The organism is Streptomyces chartreusis NRRL 3882 (genome assembly GCF_900236475.1).
GTDB lineage: Bacteria > Actinomycetota > Actinomycetes > Streptomycetales > Streptomycetaceae > Streptomyces > Streptomyces chartreusis_D.
This window is the reverse complement of sequence record NZ_LT963352.1, coordinates 7,033,426-7,050,000: the sequence shown is the minus strand read 5'-3', so window position 1 is coordinate 7,050,000 and position 16,575 is coordinate 7,033,426. Positions and strand designations below refer to the sequence as shown.

Annotated in this window: 15 protein-coding genes; 8 read left to right on the top strand and 7 right to left on the bottom strand. The window is 71.3% G+C overall.

Annotated elements, in window-relative coordinates:
• The first annotated feature begins 19 nt into the window (after positions 1-19).
• Both SCNRRL3882_RS31915 and SCNRRL3882_RS31910 read left to right on the top strand, forming a co-directional pair.
• A complete protein-coding gene (locus tag SCNRRL3882_RS31915; protein ID WP_010037686.1) occupies positions 20-559 on the top strand; it encodes a YbhB/YbcL family Raf kinase inhibitor-like protein in 540 nt (179 codons plus the stop codon).
• Positions 560-769: 210 nt separating this feature from the next.
• Positions 770-1,276 (top strand): HNH endonuclease, encoded by a 507-nt coding sequence (locus tag SCNRRL3882_RS31910; RefSeq protein WP_010037688.1) that lies wholly within the window; start codon positions 770-772, stop codon positions 1,274-1,276.
• A 79-nt stretch (positions 1,277-1,355) separates the two neighbouring features.
• Here the strand turns inward: SCNRRL3882_RS31910 and SCNRRL3882_RS31905 are convergent, their stop codons facing one another.
• The 3 genes from SCNRRL3882_RS31905 to SCNRRL3882_RS31895 form a co-directional block, all read right to left on the bottom strand.
• The gene (locus SCNRRL3882_RS31905; protein ID WP_010037690.1) at positions 1,356-2,315 is read right to left on the bottom strand and encodes an SPFH domain-containing protein; all 960 of its coding nucleotides are present in this window, start codon (positions 2,313-2,315) and stop codon (positions 1,356-1,358) included.
• A 131-nt stretch (positions 2,316-2,446) separates the two neighbouring features.
• Complete coding sequence (locus SCNRRL3882_RS31900) at positions 2,447-2,878, bottom strand: NfeD family protein (protein WP_010037694.1); 432 nt, start codon at positions 2,876-2,878, stop codon at positions 2,447-2,449.
• 94 nt (positions 2,879-2,972) lie between these two features.
• Positions 2,973-3,770: an ABC transporter ATP-binding protein gene (locus tag SCNRRL3882_RS31895; protein WP_010037699.1), complete on the bottom strand. Its 798-nt coding sequence runs from the start codon at positions 3,768-3,770 to the stop codon at positions 2,973-2,975.
• 161 nt (positions 3,771-3,931) lie between these two features.
• Here SCNRRL3882_RS31895 and SCNRRL3882_RS31890 point away from each other — a divergent pair, with 161 nt between their 5' ends.
• On the top strand, positions 3,932-4,717 hold the full coding sequence (locus SCNRRL3882_RS31890) for a hypothetical protein (protein WP_040902894.1): 786 nt from the start codon (positions 3,932-3,934) through the stop codon (positions 4,715-4,717).
• 234 nt (positions 4,718-4,951) lie between these two features.
• Here the strand turns inward: SCNRRL3882_RS31890 and SCNRRL3882_RS31885 are convergent, their stop codons facing one another.
• The 3 genes from SCNRRL3882_RS31885 to SCNRRL3882_RS31875 form a co-directional block, all read right to left on the bottom strand.
• Positions 4,952-5,194 carry a chaplin gene (locus SCNRRL3882_RS31885; protein WP_010037704.1) on the bottom strand — a complete coding sequence of 81 codons (243 nt, stop codon included), beginning with the start codon at positions 5,192-5,194 and terminating at the stop codon, positions 4,952-4,954.
• Between the two features lie 156 nt (positions 5,195-5,350).
• Positions 5,351-5,992, bottom strand: coding sequence for a response regulator (locus tag SCNRRL3882_RS31880; RefSeq protein WP_010037706.1), 642 nt, complete (start codon positions 5,990-5,992; stop codon positions 5,351-5,353).
• The gene (locus SCNRRL3882_RS31875; RefSeq protein ID WP_010037707.1) at positions 5,985-7,130 is read right to left on the bottom strand and encodes a GAF domain-containing sensor histidine kinase; all 1,146 of its coding nucleotides are present in this window, start codon (positions 7,128-7,130) and stop codon (positions 5,985-5,987) included. The genes SCNRRL3882_RS31880 and SCNRRL3882_RS31875 overlap by 8 nt, the downstream gene beginning before the upstream one ends.
• 236 nt (positions 7,131-7,366) lie before the next feature.
• Here SCNRRL3882_RS31875 and SCNRRL3882_RS31870 point away from each other — a divergent pair, with 236 nt between their 5' ends.
• From SCNRRL3882_RS31870 to SCNRRL3882_RS31860, 3 genes are all read left to right on the top strand, one after another.
• Positions 7,367-8,065, top strand: a complete 699-nt coding sequence (locus SCNRRL3882_RS31870) for an SDR family NAD(P)-dependent oxidoreductase (RefSeq protein ID WP_010037708.1) — start codon at positions 7,367-7,369, stop codon at positions 8,063-8,065.
• Positions 8,062-9,141, top strand: coding sequence for an S-adenosylmethionine:tRNA ribosyltransferase-isomerase (locus SCNRRL3882_RS31865; protein ID WP_010037709.1), 1,080 nt, complete (start codon positions 8,062-8,064; stop codon positions 9,139-9,141). The genes SCNRRL3882_RS31870 and SCNRRL3882_RS31865 overlap by 4 nt, the downstream gene beginning before the upstream one ends.
• A gap of 366 nt (positions 9,142-9,507) precedes the next feature.
• Positions 9,508-10,260, top strand: coding sequence for a transglycosylase SLT domain-containing protein (locus tag SCNRRL3882_RS31860; protein WP_010037710.1), 753 nt, complete (start codon positions 9,508-9,510; stop codon positions 10,258-10,260).
• A gap of 92 nt (positions 10,261-10,352) precedes the next feature.
• On the opposite strand, the gene SCNRRL3882_RS31855 is transcribed toward SCNRRL3882_RS31860, so the two are convergent.
• Positions 10,353-12,881 (bottom strand): FHA domain-containing protein, encoded by a 2,529-nt coding sequence (locus tag SCNRRL3882_RS31855; RefSeq protein WP_010037715.1) that lies wholly within the window; start codon positions 12,879-12,881, stop codon positions 10,353-10,355.
• Positions 12,882-13,122: 241 nt separating this feature from the next.
• On the opposite strand from SCNRRL3882_RS31855, the gene SCNRRL3882_RS31850 reads away from it, so the two are divergent.
• A complete protein-coding gene (locus SCNRRL3882_RS31850; protein WP_102514890.1) occupies positions 13,123-15,210 on the top strand; it encodes a streptophobe family protein in 2,088 nt (695 codons plus the stop codon).
• Positions 15,211-15,341: 131 nt separating this feature from the next.
• Positions 15,342-16,556 carry a phosphoserine phosphatase SerB gene (serB, locus tag SCNRRL3882_RS31845; protein WP_010037719.1) on the top strand — a complete coding sequence of 405 codons (1,215 nt, stop codon included), beginning with the start codon at positions 15,342-15,344 and terminating at the stop codon, positions 16,554-16,556.
• Positions 16,557-16,575 lie beyond the last annotated feature (19 nt).

Here is a 16,575-nt window from a genome sequence, read left to right as displayed (position 1 = left end):
CCGATCAGGAGGTACCGAGGTGACCGAGCTCAAGCGGCGGCCGCTCCCCCACGACTTCCACCCGCCCGTGCCGTCGTTCACGGTGACGAGCGAGGACGTCCAGGAGGGCGCCACGCTCAAGGACGCTCAGGTCTACGCGGCCGGCAACACGTCGCCGCAGCTGCGGTGGGAGGGCTTCCCGCCCGAGACCAAGAGCTTCGCCGTGACCTGCTACGACCCCGATGCCCCGACGGGCAGCGGTTTCTGGCACTGGGTGCTGTTCGACATCCCGGCGTCGGTGACCGAGTTGCCGGTGGGCGCGGGCAGCGGCAAGTTCGAGGGTCTGCCCGAGGGTGCGATCCACGCTCGTAACGACTACGGCAGCAAGGAGTTCGGTGGGGCCGCGCCGCCGCCCGGGGACGGGCCGCACCGGTACGTGTTCACGGTGTACGCCGTGGACCAGGAGAAGCTCGGTCCTGACGCTGAGGCTTCGCCTGCCGCAGTGGGCTTCAACCTGCGGTTCCACACGATCGGGCGAGCTCAGTTGATCGGTGAGTACGAGGTGCCCGCCGAGGGCTGACGGGCCGCCCCTGCGATCCCAGCGTTCACGGAACGTTTGCCCGCTCCTGGTCTTGGAATTGATCAGGAGCGGGCATTTTTGTTGCCGGGGGCCGCGGGGGTCACCCCCCGTGGGAGCAGCAGATATTGCGTTGTCCATCTCGGCGTGCCCGGCCAGAGTTGATCCCAGCCCGCCAGGGGGTGGGCCGGTGCACACGGGAGGTGGGCTGGTATGCGGGACACGCTGGTACTCAACGCGAGCTTCGAGCCGCTGTCGACGGTGACGCTGAACCGAGCCGTCGTTCTGGTGCTTCAGGACAAGGCCGTCGTCGAGCAGGCCCACCCCGAACTGCGGATGCGGGGAGCCGCGGTCGACATACCGGCGCCCCGTGTGATCAGGCTCTGCCAGTACGTACGGGTGCCCTTCCGAAGACGAGCGCCGTGGTCGAGGCGGGGCGTGCTGGTCCGGGACCGGCACCGGTGCGCGTACTGCGGAAGGCGGGCGACGACCGTCGACCACGTGGTGCCGCGGTCGCAGGGGGGTCAGGACACGTGGCTGAACACGGTGGCCTCGTGTGCGCAGGACAATCACCGTAAGGCGAACCGGACTCCGGAGGAGGCGGGGATGCCGCTGCTGCGGCAACCGTTCGAGCCGACTCCGGCGGACGCGATGCTGCTGGCGCTGGGGCAGGACGACTTCGACGCGCTGCCGGAGTGGCTGGCCCAGCCCGCGGCCTAGTCGTCGTCATGCGAAGGGGGCCCGCTTCCCTGGGAAGCGGGCCCCCTTCGTGCGCGTGGGGTCGTTCGTGCGTGTGAGGTCAGTCGATGGACGGCTTCTCGCGGCGTTCCTGGGCGGGGACGACGCCTCCGGAGGTGCCTCCGTTGCCGCCGGAACCGCCGCCCATGCCACCGAAGTTGCCCATGGCGCCGGAGAGGCCCTTGAGGGCGTCGCCGATTTCGCTGGGGACGATCCAGAGCTTGTTGGCGTCGCCCTCGGCGATCTTGGGGAGCATCTGGAGGTACTGGTAGGAGAGCAGCTTCTGGTCCGGGTCGCCGGCGTGGATGGCCTCGAAGACCGTACGGACGGCCTGGGCCTCACCCTCGGCGCGCAGGGCGGCGGCCTTGGCCTCACCTTCGGCGCGCAGGATCTGGGACTGCTTCTCACCTTCGGCGCGCAGGATCTCGGACTGCCGGACACCTTCGGCCTGGAGGATGGCGGCGCGCTTGTCGCGGTCGGCGCGCATCTGCTTCTCCATCGAGTCCTGGATGGAGGTGGGCGGCTCGATCGCCTTGAGTTCGACGCGGTTTACGCGGATGCCCCACTTGCCGGTGGCCTCGTCGAGGACGCCGCGCAGGGCCGCGTTGATCTCCTCGCGGGAGGTCAGGGTCCGCTCCAGGTCCATGCCACCGATGATGTTGCGGAGCGTGGTGACGGTGAGCTGCTCGATCGCCTGGATGTAGCTGGCGACCTCGTACGTCGCGGCGCGGGCGTCGGTCACCTGGTAGTAGATGACCGTGTCGATGTTGACCACCAGGTTGTCCTGGGTGATCACCGGCTGCGGCGGGAAGGGCACGACCTGTTCACGCAGGTCGATGCGGTTGCGGATGGTGTCGATGAACGGGACGACGATGTTGAGGCCGGCGTTCAGCGTCCGCGTGTAGCGGCCGAAGCGCTCGACGATGGCCGCGCTGGCCTGTGGGATGACTTGGATCGTCTTGATCAGGGCGATGAAGACCAACACCACCAGAATGATCAGGACGATGATGACCGGTTCCATCGTCGTTCCCCGTACCCTTCTCCGCCTCGGCGACTTCGGCAGATCTTATGGTTGTCGAAGATCTTGCTGGTCGAGTCTGTCAGACCGTCGCGTAGCTGGCGAGGAGTTCACTCCAGTTACGTCTTGCGAGGTCACATGACGATCGCAGTGGCTCCCTCGATGTCCACGACGTCCACTTCCTCGCCTACTTCGTACGCGCGGTCGGTGTCGAGGGCGCGGGCCGACCAGACCTCTCCGGCCAGCTTGATCCGGCCGCCGGAGGCGTCGACGCGTTCCAGGACGACGGCTCGTCTGCCTTTCAACGCGTCCACGCCGGTGGCGAGTTGGGGCCGCTGGGCGCGATGCCGGTTCGCGATGGGCCGTACGACGGCGATGCCCGCGGTCGAGATGACGGCGAAGACGACGACCTGGGCGACGGCGCCGCCGCCGAAGAGGCCGTTGACCACCGCGGCGCCGATGGCGCCCACCGCGAGCATGCCGAGTTCGGGCATCGCGGTGACCACGAGCGCTATGCCGAGCGCTGTCGCGCCGATCAGCCACCACAGCCATGCGTCGATTTCCACATGGTCATGGTAGGTCCGAGGGCCCTGTCGCCGACAGGGCGCCCGGCGTGTGAAATGCCGTCCTCACTTTGGGATTTGGGTGGCGAGGGCCGGGTCAGGACAGCGGGAGGCCCTGTGCCGTCCAGCGCTCGCCCGCCTGTTCGACGACGAGCGGGAGGCCGAAGCAGAGGGAGAGGTTGCGGGAGGTGAGTTCGAGCTCCATCGGGCCGGCGGCGAGGACCTTGCCCTGGCGGATCATGAGGACGTGCGTGAAGCCCGGGGGGATCTCCTCGACGTGGTGGGTGACCATGAGCATCGAGGGGGCGATCGGGTCGCGGGCGAGGCGGCCGAGGCGGCGGACGAGGTCCTCGCGGCCGCCGAGGTCGAGGCCGGCGGCGGGCTCGTCGAGGAGCAGCAGTTCGGGGTCGGTCATCAGGGCACGGGCGATGAGGGTGCGCTTGCGCTCGCCCTCGGAGAGGGTGCCGAACTTGCGCTCCAGGTACTCGCTCATGCCGAGGCGGTCGAGGAAGGCGCGGGCGCGCTGTTCGTCGATCTCCTCGTAGTCCTCGTGCCAGGTGGCGGTCATGCCGTACGCGGCGGTCAGCACCGTCTCCAGGACCGTCTGGCGCTTGGGGAGCTTCTCGGTCATGGCGATGCCGGCCATGCCGATGCGCGGGCGCAGCTCGAAGACGTCGGTGCCGGGCCTGCCGAGGGTCTCGCCGAGGATGGCGGCGGTGCCCGAGCTGGGGAAGAGGTAGGTGGAAGCGAGGTTGAGGAGGGTGGTCTTGCCGGCGCCGTTCGGGCCCAGGATGACCCAGCGCTCGCCCTCCTTGACCGACCAGGAGACCTGGTCCACCAGAGCCCGGCCCTCGCGGACCACGGATACGTCCTGAAGCTCCAGAACATCGCTCATGAGCGCGTTGTCTCCCCTTGCAGTGTGGCCGGTCTCGGCTGTCGCGTAAGCCTGTGGCTCGGTCCGCCGCGCCTGTGGGCGCAGCCCTCCATGAAATCTACGCCACCGGTCGACCCGGACATTCCCTCGGTCCGGTCCTTGGAGGGTCCTAGGGTGGGGACATGCTCACGGAACCGCGCGCTGGACGTCTCGCAGCATGGGGAAATGCCCTTTTGGCCGGACTTGTCTCACCGGATGACGCTGTGCTCGCCATCGTCGGCGAGGACGCGGTGCATCGGGTGGAGGGGCTGCCGGGTGAGTCGGGCCAGGTCGGGCTCACGCTCGCGCTGGGGCGGCTGCGGACGCTCGGGGTGACCGGGCTGCGCGTGGCACTGCCCGCGCCGGGGCATCCGCTGGGGCTGAGCGGGCCGCCGGAGTTCAACGCGCGGGCGCTGGAGGCCGAGGAGGCGGTGGTCTGTTACGGGGCCGCCCTCGGGCTGGTGCCGGACGTGTACGAGGCCGGCCCCGAGGGTGTGCAGGTCGAAGTGGTGTGGCATGTGCTGCCCGTACGGGAGGCGCCGCCCGCGGATGTGCCGTCGCTGGGTGAGGCCGAGCGGGAGCTGGCGGAGGCGCTCAGGGACGCGACCGACGCGCTGACGCGGCTGGATGTGGCCGGGGCGGGGCCGGTGGCGGATGCGGCGGTCGATGCGTATCGGGCGCGGGCCGAGCGGGGGCGGGAGGTGTTGGCGCCCGGGTATCCGGCTCGGGCGGTGCGGGTGCTGGAGTTGGCTCAGCGGGTGGGGACGATCATCGCCGTGGCGACGGAGAGCGGGCACGGGGGTGCGGTGAGTGCGTCTGAGATCTCCGCGCGGAGGGAGGCGTTGCGGCCGGTGGAGCGGACGGCTCGGAGGGCGCAGGTCGCGGCGTACAACTCCGTTGTGGAGGAGCGGGAGCGGGGGGTGCGATGAGTGTCGGTTGTGCTGGTGCTCGGCGTTGTGGCTGAGGTCGGGGCGTCCGCAGCCCGGCGTAGCGGGGTGCCTCCCACAAGCTCTCGGCTTCGCTCCAGCAGGGGGCACCCCCATCGCCCACCCGTGCCGGCCCGGGCGGCACGCACGCCCGCAGGCTCGGTACACGCCTGACCGGCCTCCCGGGCGTGCCCGGGAGGCCGGTGGTCACCTCCGGCTCGGAGACGGAGGTGGGCGTCAGTGGTTGACGGCGAGGTTGCCGAAGGCGGGGTTCAGGGCGCCCACGACGTTCACGCTGTTGCCGGAGACGTTGACCGGGACGTGCACCGGGGCCTGGACGACGTTGCCCGAGCCGACGCCCGGGGAGTTCACGGCCTGGCCGTCGGCGTGCGCGCTGGTGGCGGAGGCGATGCCCGCGCCCGCGGCCAGCAGGCCACCGGTCACCATCGTCACGGCAGCGGCCTTCTTCAGGTTCTTCACTTCTGAGCCCTCCTTGCGATTGCCGCGGCAGGCGCCGCAGCACGCACTGGAGAACGGCGGAGATCCGCCGGGGTTGCGCCATATGAGGGACGTTCCCACGACAGTATGAATCTCGGTCCGGAATGGAACCCTCCGTGTTGCCGTGGGGTGAGCGTGTCAGCCGGTCACTCCATGGCGAACGGCCCACAGTGCGGCCTGGGTTCGGTCGGACAGGTCGAGCTTCATCAGGATGTTCGAGACGTGGGTCTTGACGGTCTTCTCGGAGAGGACGAGCGCGCGGGCGATCTCCCGGTTGGAGCGGCCGTCCGCTATCAGGCCGAGCACCTCGCGCTCCCGGTCGGTGAGCGAACCTGCCCGTCCCGGGCCCGAGTTGGTCTCCTCCTGGGACAGCAGGGCGTCGGCGACCTCCGGCTGGAGGAGGATGTGCCCGGCGTGGACGGAGCGGATGGCTCCGGCGAGGGCGTCGGGGTCGACGTCCTTGTAGACGTAGCCGGCGGCGCCCGCGCGCAGCGCCGGGACCACCGTGCGCTGCTCGGTGAAGCTGGTGACGATCAGCACGCGCGCGGCGTTGTCCAGTTCGCGGAGTCTGCGCAGGGCGTCGACACCGTCCATGCCCGGCATCTTGACGTCCATGAGGATGACGTCGGGCCGCAGCTCTTCCGCGCGGTCGACTCCCTCGGCGCCGTCGGCCGCCTCGCCGACGACCTCGATGTCGTCCTGCACCTCCAGGAACGTGCGCAGGCCCCGGCGGACGACCTGGTGGTCGTCGACGAGCAGCACCTTGATTGCGTCAGCCACCGGGGACCTCCATCTCGATCGTGGTGCCCTTGCCGGGCGCCGATTCCACGGTCAGCGTGCCGCCGGCCCCGCTCGCCCGGTCCCGCATCGAGACCAGGCCCAGATGGCGCCCCGCGCGGCGGACCGCTTGCGGGTCGAAGCCGCTGCCGTCGTCCGAGACGCGCAGGACGGCTCCGCCGCCGCGGCGGTCCAGGGTCACGTCGACGTGGTCGGCGCCGGAGTGGCGCAGGGCGTTGTGCAGGGCCTCCTGGGCGACGCGCAGGACGGCCTCCTCCTGGGAGGCGGGCAGGGCCTTCACGCCGCGGCCGGTGAAGGTGACGCGGGCGGAGTGGGCGCGGTCGAGCACCTGGACCTGCGTCCGGAGGGTGGCCACGAGGCCGTCCTCGTCGAGGGCGGCGGGGCGCAGCTCCACGACGGCCGCGCGCAGTTCGTCGGCGGCCTCGGCGGCGAGGGCCGCCACCTGGTGGAGCTCGCCCTTGGCGCGGGAGGGGTCCCGGTCCACGAGGCGTGCCGCGGCCTGGGCGGTCAGGCGGAGGGAGAACAGCTTCTGGCTGACCGCGTCGTGCAGTTCGTGGGCGAGGCGGGAGCGTTCCTCGGCGATGGTGAGTTCGCGGCTGCGCTCGTAGAGGCGGGCGTTGGTGAGGGCGATCGCGGCGTGCTGGGCGAGGATGCCGAGCAGTTCCTCGTCGTCCTGCGTGAAGCCGCAACCCCCTTCCGGCTTGGGGCAGTTCTTGTTCGCCAGGAACAACGCGCCGATGACCTCGTCGCCGTCGCGGATGGGCAGGCCCAGGAAGTCGACCAGGTCGGGGTGGGCGCTCGGCCAGCCCTCGAAGCGGGGGTCCCTGCGGACGTCGGCGAGGCGCTCGGCCCTGGCCTCGTGGAGCATCGCGGCGAGGATGCCGTGCTGGCGCGGGAGCGGGCCGATGGCCTTCCACTGCTCCTCGCTGACGCCGTCGACCACGAACTGGGCGAAGCCGCCGTGGTCGTCAGGGACACCGAGCGCGGCGTACTGCGCGTCGAGCAGCTCGCGGGCCGAGGCGACGATCGTCTTGAGGACGTCGCGCACCTCGAGATGCCTGCTCATGGCCAGCAACGCGGAGCTCACCGCTGCGAGGCCGGACCGGGGACCGTGACTCATGTCCTCACGGTACCGGCGGGCGGTGACAGCCCGGATCGGACCGGTGGCGGCGGTCGCCCGGGCCGGTGGGCCTAGGTCGCGGGGCCGATGCAGCCGGGCGGCGCGGCGTAGGACCGGGGGCGCCGGGCCGGTGACGTAGGGCGAAGGGACCCGGTGGTCTGCGGCCCGCGTCCGAGGCGGTCCTTGTGTCCCTGTTCCTAGGTTGAGGGCACACGATCACAGCGAAGGAGCCGATCATGCCGGTTGCGATCATCACCGGGGCCTCGAAGGGCCTGGGCCGGGCGCTCGCGGAGGCCCTGGCCGGGCGGGGCTGGGATCTGGTGCTCGATGCCAGGGGAGCCGAGGCCCTGACGGACGCGGCGGAGGCCGTCTCCGCGCACGGCACGCGCGTGACCGTCCTGCCCGGGGACGTCACGGACGCCGCCCACCGTGCGGCGATGGTGTCGGCGGCGTGGCGGCTCGGCGGCGTCGACCTTCTGGTGCACAACGCGAGCGCGCTGGGCGCCGAGCCGCTGGTGCGGCTCGAGGAGCTGCCCCTGGAAGGGCTGCGGCGGGCGCTGGAGGTGAACCTGGTGGCGGGGCTGGGCCTGGTCCAGGAGGCGCTGCCGCTGCTGCGGGCCTCGCGGGCGGGCACCGTCGTGGCGGTCAGTTCGGACGCGGCCGCCGAGGCGTACGAGACCTGGGGCGGCTACGGGGCGTCCAAGGCGGCCCTGGACCAGTTGCTGGCGGTGCTCGCCGTGGAGGAGCCGGGGCTGCGGGTCTGGGCGGTGGATCCCGGGGACATGGCCACGGACCTGTATGCGGCGGCCGTACCGGATGATCACGATCCGCGGCCGGAGCCGGGGGCTGTGGTGCCGGGGTTCCTGCGGCTGCTGGACGAGCGGCCGGCGAGCGGGCGGTACGGGGCTCCGGCTCTGGTGGACGGGGTCCGATGACGCTGGCGATGGGGGTCCCCCCGCACGAGCCCGTTCGAGCGTGGGCGAGCGTGCCGGAGGAACTGTCGGCCCGGGTGCCGGTCGAGCAGCGGCGGCCCGGGCTGGACCGGGACGCCGTGCGGATGCTGGTGTCCCGGGGCGTCGAGGTGGCGCATCACACGTTCCCGGAGCTGCCGCGGCTGTTGCGGGCCGGGGACCTGCTCGTGGTCAACACGTCGGCCACGCTGGCGGCGGCCGTGGACGGGTGGATCGGGCACGCGCGCGTGGTGGTGCATTTCTCGACGCGCGGGGACGACGGCCGCTGGGCGGTGGAGCTGCGGGAGCCCGACGGTCGGGGCACCACGCGCGCGCGGGCGGGTGGGCCCGCGGGTACGGAGGTGTGCCTGCCGGGGGGTGGGTGGCTGGTTCTGGAGGAGCCGCTGAGCGGGCGCAGCGGGCGGCTGTGGTGGGCGCGGGTCACCGGGCCGGGGGTGCCGGGGCTGCTGCGGGAGCACGGGCGGCCCATTCGCTACTCCTACACGGAGCGCGACCAGCCGTTGTCCGTCTACCAGACGGTGTTCGCGCTGCCGTCCGCGGACGGGGCGGGCAGTGCGGAGATGCCCAGTGCGGCGCGGCCCTTCACGGCGCGGCTGGTGACGGAGCTGGTGAGCCGGGGCGTGCAGTTCGCACCGGTCACGCTGCACACCGGGGTGGCGTCGGCGGAGGCGCACGAGCCGCCGTACCCGGAGCGCTTCGTCGTGCCCGAGGCCTCCGCACGGGTGATCAACGCGGTGCGAGCCGGTGGAGGCCGGATCGTCGCGGTCGGGACGACGGCCGTGCGGGCCGTGGAATCGGCGGCGGGAGCCGACGGGGTCGTAGGGGCGCGGGCGGGGTGGACCGATCTCGTGGTGACCCCGGAGCGCGGGGTGCGTGTGGTGGACGGGCTGCTGACCGGGCTGCACGAGCCGGAGGCCTCGCATCTGCTGATGCTGGAGGCGGTCGCGGGGCGGGAGGCGATCCGACGCGGGTACGAGGCGGCGGTGCGGGGCCGCTACCTGTGGCACGAATTCGGGGACGTGCACTTCGTCCTGCCGTAGCAGGGGCCGTGCAGGGCCGTGACAGAGCCCTCACGCAGAGCATCGCTTGTGCAACCAGCGGTGAGACCGCACCCGGGGCGATGTGAGCCCGCGCATAGGACCCACGTCACGTACGAAAGTGCATAGGAGACAAAGCCCCACCTTTTGAGCGGCGCGGACAGTCCAGTCTGCCCTGATTTGCCCCTCCCTGATCCACTATCGGGCATCGTACGTCACACCTTTGCCACGCAATTTTGCGGCCGCTAAGAATTGCTGGCGTCGCTCAGCGCCGTGGGTTCACCTCCGCGGCGTTCGTGTCGGAAACACACCGAGTCCAACGCCGGACGCCGAGCGACTCCCGCGCTATTCGAAGAGGTCCACACCACCATGCCCAAGAACATCTTCAGCCGTGGCCGCAGTCGCACCCTGACCCGTCACCACAAGATCGCCATGGCGGGTGTCGCCACCCTCGGCGCCGCCGCCATCGGTTTCTCCGCGGTGCCGAGCGGCGCGTCGACCAAGACCACGACCGAGGCCGCTCAGCCGGCTGCGGTGGCGTTCAGCACCGAGCAGATCAAGGACGTCAAGGCGAGCGTCACCGACCAGATGGCCGGTGCCAGCCTGAAGGCGGAGCAGATCGCGGCGAAGAAGAAGGCCGACGCCGAGGCCGCCGCCAAGAAGAAGGCCGCCGCCGAGGCCGCCAAGAAGAAGGCCGCCGAGGCCGCGAAGAAGAAGGCCGAGGCCGCGCGCAAGGCCAAGGAGGCCGCGAGCCGCGACGCCAAGCGCGCCGAGGCGAAGAAGGCCGCCAAGAAGAGCTACCCGAACAACCTCGACGGCTGGATCCGCGAGTCGCTCGACATCCTGAAGAAGCACGACATCCCGGCGTCCTACGACGGCATCCACCGCAACATCATGCGGGAGTCCTCGGGTAACCCGAAGGCGATCAACAACTGGGACATCAACGCCATCAACGGCATCCCCTCGAAGGGTCTGCTCCAGGTCATCCCGCCGACCTTCAAGGCGTACCACGTCCCCGGCACCTCCTGGGACATCTACAACCCGGTCGCCAACATCACCGCCGCCTGCAACTACGCGGCCGACAAGTACGGCTCGATGGACAACGTCAACAGCGCGTACTGAGGCTGGCGCGGACCTCTGCTTCGCTGAACGAACGCCGAAGGGCGGCACCCTCCTGACGGGGTGCCGCCCTTCGGGCTCGGTGGAGCGGGTGGCTACTTGCGCATGACCTCGGGCTCGTGGCGGCGCAGGAAGCGGGCCACGAAGAAGCCGCAGATGACGCCGAGGGCGAGGAGAGCGCCCATGTCCATGGCCCAGGCCCCGACCGTGTGCTCCCACAGCGGGTCGGTGTCGCCGGGCGTCTCGGGCGGGCTGATCTTGTTGAAGTCCAGCGTGGCGCCGGAGGCGGCGACCGCCCAGCGCGACGGCATCAGGAACGAGAACTGGTTGACGCCGATCGAGCCGTGCAGCGTGAACAGGCAGCCGGTGAAGACGACCTGGATGATGGCGAACATCACCAGCAGCGGCATGGTCTTCTCGGCGGTCTTGACCAGCGACGAGATGATCAGACCGAACATCATCGAGGTGAAGCCCAGGGCCATGATCGGCACGGACAGCTCCAGCAGCGTGGCGCTGCCGAAGACCAGGCCCTCCTCGGGGATCTCCCGGCTGGAGAAGCCGATGACGCCGACCAGCAGGCCCTGGAGGACGGTGATCATGCCGAGCACGAACACCTTCGACATCAGGTACGCGGAGCGCGACAGGCCGGTCGCGCGCTCCCGCTCGTAGATGACCCGTTCCTTGATCAGCTCACGGACGGAGTTCGCCGCGCCGGCGAAGCAGGCGCCGACCGCGAGGATCAGCAGGACCGTGGTGGCCGTGCCGTTCGGGATGATCCGGCCGGTCTGCGGGTTCGCCGGGTTGGGCAGCAGGCCCCGGTCCGCGTCGATGAGCAGGCTCACCGCGCCGAGCACGGCCGGCAGGATCACCATCAGCGCCAGGAAGCCCCTGTCGGACGCGATCACCGAGACATAGCGCCGCACGAGCGTGACGAACTGGGACATCCAGCCCTGCGGCTTCGGTGGCTTCATCGCCTGCATCGGCGGCACCTGTACGGACTGCGGCGCTACGGCGTCGATGTCCGCGGCGTACATCTGGTAGTGCTGCGAGCCCTTCCAGCGGCCCGCCCAGTCGTAGTCGCGGTAGTTCTCGAAGGCGGAGAAGACGTCGGCCCAGGTGTCGTAGCCGAAGAAGTTCAGCGCCTCCTCCGGCGGGCCGAAGTAGGCCACGGAGCCGCCGGGCGCCATCACGAGCAGCTTGTCACACAGTGCCAGCTCGGCCACGGAGTGGGTGACGACGAGGACCGTACGGCCGTCGTCGGCGAGACCGCGCAGCAGCTGCATCACATCGCGGTCCATGCCCGGGTCGAGGCCGGAGGTCGGCTCGTCCAGGAAGATCAGCGACGGCTTGGTGAGCAGCTCCAGGGCCACCGAGACGCGCTTGCGCTGGCCGCCGGACAGGGACGTGACCTTCTTGTCCTTGTGGATGTCCAGCTTCAGCTCGCGCAGCACCTCGTCGATACGGGCGTCGCGCTCGGCGGCCGTGGTGTCGGCCGGGAAGCGGAGCTTGGCCGCGTACTTGAGGGCCTTCTTGACGGTCAGCTCCTTGTGCAGGATGTCGTCCTGCGGAACCAGACCGATGCGCTGGCGCAGCTCGGCGAACTGCTTGTAGAGGTTCCGGTTGTCGTAGAGGACCTCGCCCTGGTCGGCCGGGCGGTAGCCGGTGAGCGCCTTGAGCAGGGTGGACTTGCCGGATCCGGACGGGCCGATGACCGCGATCAGCGACTTCTCCGGGACGCCGAAGGAGACGTCCTTGAGGATCTGCTTGCCGCCGTCGACCGTGACGGTCAGGTGGCGGGCGGAGAAGGACACCTCACCGGTGTCGACGAACTCCTCGAGCCGGTCGCCGACGATCCGGAACGTCGAGTGGCCGACGCCGACGACGTCGGCCGGGCCGAGCAGTTGCGTGCCGCCCTTGGGGATCGGCTGGCCGTTGACGTACGTGCCGTTGTGCGAGCCCAGGTCGCGGATCTCCATGCGCCCGTCGGGCGTCGAGTGGAACTCGGCGTGGTGCCGGGAGACCTGGAGGTCGGAGACGACCAGCTCGTTCTCCAGGGCACGGCCGATGCGCATCACGCGGCCGAGGGAGAACTGGTGGAACGTGGTCGGGCTGCGGTCGCCGTAGACCGGCGGCGCCCCCGCGACGCCGCCGGGGCCCTGCTGCTGCGGGATGTTCGCCGCGTGCTGCTGCGGCTGCTGCTGCCATCCGGCCTGGGCCTGCTGCTGGTGGGGTGCCTGCTGGGCGGGTGCCTGCTGGGCCCAGCCGGGGTTCGCGCCCTGTGCGGCGTACGGCTGCTGCTGCGGCTGGGCCTGCGGCGTGGCGACGGAGGCGGCGGCGCCGGAGAGGTTCAGGCGCGGGCCGTCGGTCGCGTTGCCCAGGTTGACCGCCGAGCCCGGGCCGAGCTCCATCTGATGGATCCGCTGCCCCTGCACGAACGTGCCGTTGGTGCTGCCGTGGTCCTCGATGACCCAACTGCGGCCGTTGAAGCTGACCGTGGCGTGACGCCAGGAGACCCTGGCGTCGTCGAAGACGACGTCCCCCTGCGGATCACGTCCGAGGGTGTATGCCCTGGACGGATCGAGCGTCCAGGTACGTCCGTTTGATTCCAGTACGAGTTCCGGCACTCCATGCCCCACTGAGTTGTCCCCCGAGTTACCCCCGACATGGGGAGTCTAGGGATGTCGAACATCGGGGGGAACTATTTCAGGAGCGGCCGCCTGACCGAAAGTCGGGCCTTGTGAAGAGCGCGTACGCACGCATCAGCCGATTCCGTTGACGGGGTTGAAAACGGGCCGGAGAGTGGTATTTCGACGCGAGGGGGGCATGCGCGGTGTTCCCGCCGCGTAGCGGATCGGGGGGTCTGCCATGGGTGCCGGTACAGGTGTGGAGACGGCGAGGGGCGGCACGCGCGTGCCGTGGGGTGACGTGCTGATGTCCGCCGTCGCCGCCGTGAGCTGGGCGTTGATCGGGATGGCGGGTGCGGCTGCGCTGGGTCTGCGGCTGCTGGAGGCGGACGCGGCGGGCTCGTTGGGGCCGATGACCGCGGCGGTGGTGGCACTTGGGGCGGGTGGTTCGGTCACGCCGTCCGGTGACGTGTCGGCGTTCGGACTCACGGGTGCGGAGGCGGACACCGCCATCGAGATCACGCCACTGGGGGTGAGCCTGGTCGGGGCGGTGCTGCTGTCGTACTTCTTCCTACGGTCCTTGCGGGCGGCGGGAGTTGTGATATCGACGGCCGAACTCCTCGCGCGTGCGGGCGTGGTGGTCGCGCTGTTCGTGGCGATGCTGGGCGGACTGGCCTGGGCGGGGCACGATGTCATCACGATCGACGGCGGCGCGCTGGGGTTGGACGACCTGGCCGGGGGCGGCGGGGGCGGAGGCGTGGAGATCCCCGGGCTCGGGGACGTCGGGGACATCGGCGGGCTGCTGCCGGACCGGATCGGCGACCTGGTCGACGCGCGGGCGGCGGTCGGCTTCACGGTCGACACCGTGCCCACGCTGCTCGGCGGGCTCGGCTGGTCGGCCGGGATCCTCCTCATCGCCCTGCTGGCCTCGCGCAGCACGCCGCTGCCGCGGGGGTGGGAGGCCGTGCACCGGGTCGTGCGGCCCGCCGTTTCGGCGGTGGTGACCGTGCTGCTGGTAGCGGTGGCGGCGGGGCTCGCGGCGGCGGCGTACGCGGCGACCGGGGACGACCACCCCCGGCGCATCGCCGGCACGGCGCTGCTCGGGGCACCGAACGGGGTGTGGCTGGGCGTCCCGATCGGCCTGCTCGTGCCGTGGGACGGCCGGGCGACGGGTGAACTGGCCCGTCTCCTGCCGGACCCCCTGGACGACCTGCTCGCGGTCCGCTCCGACCAGCAGGTGACACTGGGGCGGCTTGCCGAGCTGGACGGGCGGGTGTGGCTGCTGGGGGTGGCTGCGGCGTCGATGATGCTGCTGGCGGGGGTGTTGGCGGCGGTGCGGACGCCGGTGCCGGGTCCTGGGGACGTACGGGGTTCGGGGGCTCTGGGTTTCGCGGGGCGGTGTGCGCTGCGGCTGGGAGTCGCGACCGCGCTGGCCCTGCCGCTGCTGGTCCGGCTGACGGACGTGTCCGTGACCGCGTCCCTGTCCGTGCTCGGCTTCGACGCGTTCGGCGCGGGCATCGAACTGCACGGCCACCTCGGCATGGCCCTGCTGCTGGGCGCGGTGTGGGGTGCGGGGGCCGGGGCGGTGGGGGCGTTGCTCGCCTGGGCGAGCGGGGCCGCGGGGCGGTCGGCTACGGCTTTGGCTCGGGGAGAGGGGGCGGCCGGACCAGGGGCAAGCAGGGGGCAGGCCGGACACGTCGCCGGTGCGGGGCATGCGGCGGGGGCGGGAGCCGGAACAGGGCAGGCCGGATACGACGCCCACGCCGGGCAAGCAAGGCCAGGAGCCGGAACAGGACAGCCCGGATACGACGCCCACACCGGGCAAGCAAGGCCAGGAGCCGGAACAGGACAGCCCGGATACGACGCCCACACCGGGCAAGCAAGGCCAGGAGCCGGTACAGGACAGGCCGGAAACGACACCCCCGCCGGGCGGTCCAGGGGCTGGGGCGGGGACGGCGCCGGGCGGGCGTCGTCGTACGGGGAGGAGACCGGGCCGTACGCGCCGGGAGTGCCGTACCGGCCGCCGAACCCGGCCACCAATCCGTACCTCCGGGTGCCGGACGAGCTGCGAGAGCCGGAGGACGCGCGGCCACGCCCCGGCGAACCCGGGGCGCCTCACGAACCGCAGTCGGGAACTGACCCGGCCGCTCACCGGGACGGGGACGTGTACGGCGCGCCCACCGTGGCGCGGCCGGTCGGGCCGCCGCCGCGTGGGCCCCGGCAGCCGCCCGGGCCGAAGAGTGGGAACCGGCCGCCGGGCCGGCCGGACGACGGGCCACCGCCTCCGCCGCCTCCCCCACCGCCGCGGAAGCCGCGCGGGGGGAAGTAGGCCCCCCGGGAGCCCCCCGGGAGGACAGGGGACGCAAGGTTCGCGCCACCCGCACGTCACCCAGTGTTCGCTGTCCGCCAGGCGGACCTCACGGGCGGTGCGACCTGCCCGCCGGATACGGTGGAACCACCATGAGCGCTTCGCAGACCTCGTCCTCCGACGTCCCCACCCTCCTTGTCAAGATCTTCGGCAAGGACAGTCCGGGCATCACGGCCGGCCTCTTCGACACCCTCGCCGCCTACTCCGTCGACGTCGTCGACATCGAGCAGGTCGTCACCCGTGGCCGAATGGTGCTGTGCGCGCTCGTGACCGAGCCGCCGAAGGGGCTCGAGGGCGATCTGCGGGCGACCGTCCACAGCTGGGCGGAGTCGATGAAGATGCAGGCGGAGATCATCTCCGGCCTCGGCGACAACCGGCCGCGCGGACTGGGCCGCTCCCTGGTCACCGTGCTCGGGCATCCGCTCACCGCGGAGGCGACGGCGGCGATCGCCGCGCGGATCACCAAGACCGGTGGCAACATCGACCGTATCTTCCGGCTCGCCAAGTACCCCGTGACCGCCGTCGAGTTCGCCGTGTCCGGCGTGGAGACGGAGCCGCTGCGCACCGCCCTGGCGCCCGACGCGGCGAAGCTCGGCATCGACGTGGCGGTCGTCGCCGCGGGTCTGTACCGGCGCGCGCAGCGCCTGGTCGTCATGGACGTCGACTCGACGCTCATCCAGGACGAGGTCATCGAGTTGTTCGCCGCGCACGCCGGCTGCGAGGACGAGGTCGCCGAAGTGACGGCGGCCGCGATGCGCGGCGAGCTGGACTTCGAGCAGTCCCTGCACGCGCGCGTGGCGCTGCTGGAGGGGCTGGACGCCTCGGTCGTGGACAAGGTGCGCAGCGAGGTGCGGCTGACGCCGGGCGCCCGCACCCTGATCCGCACGCTGAAGCGGCTCGGCTACCAAGTCGGCGTCGTCTCCGGCGGTTTCACCCAGGTCACCGACGATCTGAAGGAGCGGCTGGGGCTGGACTTCGCCCAAGCCAACACGCTGGAGATCGTCGACGGGAAGCTGACGGGCAAGGTCACGGGCGAGATCGTCGACCGTGCCGGCAAGGCCCGGCTGCTGCGCCGGTTCGCCGCCGAGGCGGGCGTGCCGCTGTCGCAGACCGTGGCGATCGGTGACGGTGCCAACGACCTGGACATGCTGAACGCGGCCGGTCTGGGCGTCGCCTTCAACGCCAAGCCGGTGGTGCGCCAGGCCGCGCACACGGCGGTGAACTTCCCGTTCCTGGACACCGTGCTGTACCTGCTGGGCATCACGCGCGAAGAGGTCGAGGCGGCGGACACCCTCGACACGGCCTGAACCGGCCGGGTGAGCCCGG

Bases quoted from the DNA above. Each gene is read 5' to 3' on its own strand.
- SCNRRL3882_RS31910 (WP_010037688.1), top strand. From the start codon at position 770: ATGCGGGACACGCTGGTACTCAACGCGAGCTTCGAGCCGCTGTCGACG.
- SCNRRL3882_RS31905 (WP_010037690.1), bottom strand. From the start codon at position 2,315: ATGGAACCGGTCATCATCGTCCTGATCATTCTGGTGGTGTTGGTCTTC.
- SCNRRL3882_RS31895 (WP_010037699.1), bottom strand. From the start codon at position 3,770: ATGAGCGATGTTCTGGAGCTTCAGGACGTATCCGTGGTCCGCGAGGGC.
- SCNRRL3882_RS31890 (WP_040902894.1), top strand. From the start codon at position 3,932: ATGCTCACGGAACCGCGCGCTGGACGTCTCGCAGCATGGGGAAATGCC.
- SCNRRL3882_RS31875 (WP_010037707.1), bottom strand. From the start codon at position 7,130: ATGAGTCACGGTCCCCGGTCCGGCCTCGCAGCGGTGAGCTCCGCGTTG.
- SCNRRL3882_RS31870 (WP_010037708.1), top strand. From the start codon at position 7,367: ATGCCGGTTGCGATCATCACCGGGGCCTCGAAGGGCCTGGGCCGGGCG.
- SCNRRL3882_RS31865 (WP_010037709.1), top strand. From the start codon at position 8,062: ATGACGCTGGCGATGGGGGTCCCCCCGCACGAGCCCGTTCGAGCGTGG.
- SCNRRL3882_RS31860 (WP_010037710.1), top strand. From the start codon at position 9,508: ATGCCCAAGAACATCTTCAGCCGTGGCCGCAGTCGCACCCTGACCCGT.
- SCNRRL3882_RS31850 (WP_102514890.1), top strand. From the start codon at position 13,123: ATGGGTGCCGGTACAGGTGTGGAGACGGCGAGGGGCGGCACGCGCGTG.
- serB (WP_010037719.1), top strand. From the start codon at position 15,342: ATGAGCGCTTCGCAGACCTCGTCCTCCGACGTCCCCACCCTCCTTGTC.